The sequence below is a fragment of the Shewanella sp. 11B5 genome (genome assembly GCF_002836795.1).
Classification (GTDB): domain Bacteria; phylum Pseudomonadota; class Gammaproteobacteria; order Enterobacterales; family Shewanellaceae; genus Shewanella; species Shewanella frigidimarina.
The window spans coordinates 1-1,843 of sequence record NZ_PJAP01000751.1 but is presented as its reverse complement, the minus strand read 5'-3'; the positions used below and the strand labels follow the sequence as shown (position 1 = coordinate 1,843).

Below are 1,843 nucleotides of genomic sequence, written 5' to 3'. Positions count from 1 at the left end.
AACCCCCGTTTTCTATTTGTTTCAGGTAAGTCAGGATATGCCACTACAACATGACCTACATCATGAAGATGAAGCAATATCGCTGACACCTTCCGTTCTAATTTACTTCCACCTTGTAACTACACTTGGGTGGCATAATTTCATCAAATTCGCAATCGAGTGCGATTGCCAGTTTATATAGCGTTTCTAATTTGACATTGACAAGCCCACGTTCCATTTTCCCGTAATTTCCTCTTTCAATACCAGCCAATGTAGCAAAGTCTTCTTGAGAATAACCTGCATTTTTACGCTTTAATCTTAGCATTTTGCCAAAATCAGTCACTAAATCATTCACCCTATTTTCCCTTCAGGTAAATTGTTTAGATTTTCATGTTGAGGTGTAAAGCACCACGCCCTATAATACCCATTATTGGGTTTATTTTAGGTCATGTCGCAATGTTAGATCCCGTTGTCGCTCAAGTTATTGAAGCTGGAAATTTTGACAATTTCACTACGAGTGATGTTAGGTCTGCATTTCTAGCATTAAAAAAAGATCCCAAACTTGATCCAAGCAACGTGAGGCGAATGATCTATTCCGAGCTCTTAAAGCTTGTTAGAAAAGGGTGGTTGAAGAAGAGTATCTCTAAAGTTAAAGGCCAAACTCGCTTTAGTAAAACAAATCTTTTCGATGCTAATAATCTTCAAGTAAAAACCATAAGTTTCGAGTCAATAGCGGCGACTAAAACAGATGGTCATCATCAAAAATTATTAGAGAAGTTGGTTTGCTATAAAGCCGAGTTACTGCAAAGCATCGGAGAGTCAGAGGCCTATAAAGATATTTACTTAGATATGCCTGAACTAGTTGACGAGATCCAACCCAAATATCATATGGCAAGAGATAACAACACGAAGCTGCTAGGCAAGATTAAAGCGATTGAAGACATTATTAGGCAGAGAACATGAACCTTAGACCTTGGCAAGAGCACTGTATTAACCAAGCATTGAGCAACTATTCTAATGGATACAATCATTTTTTAACGCTTGCTACACCAGGTGCAGGGAAGACTCTAATGGCTTCAGCGTTAGCGAGTTACCTTTTAAAAAATAAGCTCATAGATTTAATCATATGCTTTTCTCCTTCATCAATTGTTGCTCATGATTTCGCTGAAAGCTTAGAAACACAAGCAGGAGAACGATTTGATGGTCTTATGGGAGCAAAAGGTCGGTCGTTAACATACCAGAGTCTTCAGTTTCTTGATGGCCAATTTTGGCAGCTATTCGAATCAAACCGCATATTCGTTATTTTCGATGAAATTCATCACTGTGCTGGCTCAAACCTTGGAAATGCAAATTCGTGGGGGGAGCAGATTTTACTCAATATTCATGATAGAGCTAAATTTACTTTAGCTCTAACTGGCACACCTTGGCGCTCTGACACCGCACCTATTGTTCTGTCAAAATATATTCAATCTGACAGCCAAATCGCATGTGATTATGTCTATGGTCTAGCTGAGGCTGTTCGTGACAAAGTTTGTCGAGTGCCTCAAATTGTTGCTGTGGATAATATGAAAATTTCGGTTGTCGATACTAATGCCACACAGGTATTTACTAGCTTTAGCGATTTATTGTCAAACTCAAATGTTTCGTACCAACAGGTCATTGAAAATGAGGCAGTGCTCAAGTTTATAATCACTGCATCACATAAAAAACTATCGAAGATTAGGCTTGTAAACCCAGATGGAGCAGGGCTAATCGTCGCATCGTCTGTTAGCCATGCAAACATGATATCTTCTTTGATGAAATCTTGGTTTAAAGAAGATGCTGTTGTAGTTACGTACAAAGAAAGTAATTCTAGCACCATCAT

General features: G+C 38.6%; 3 protein-coding genes. 2 read left to right on the top strand and 1 reads right to left on the bottom strand.

Translation table 11 applies throughout. The annotated features are described in order from the left end of the window. Positions 1-97: 97 nt before the first annotated feature. The gene (locus CXF78_RS16080) at positions 98-334 is read right to left on the bottom strand and encodes a helix-turn-helix domain-containing protein (protein ID WP_102037348.1); all 237 of its coding nucleotides are present in this window, start codon (positions 332-334) and stop codon (positions 98-100) included. 101 nt (positions 335-435) lie between these two features. Here CXF78_RS16080 and CXF78_RS16075 point away from each other — a divergent pair, with 101 nt between their 5' ends. Then, a complete protein-coding gene (locus tag CXF78_RS16075; protein WP_102037347.1) occupies positions 436-942 on the top strand; it encodes a hypothetical protein in 507 nt (168 codons plus the stop codon). Next, positions 939-1,843: DEAD/DEAH box helicase (locus CXF78_RS16070; protein ID WP_180957181.1), on the top strand; the 905-nt coding region annotated here is incomplete at its 3' end. The genes CXF78_RS16075 and CXF78_RS16070, both read left to right, overlap by 4 nt.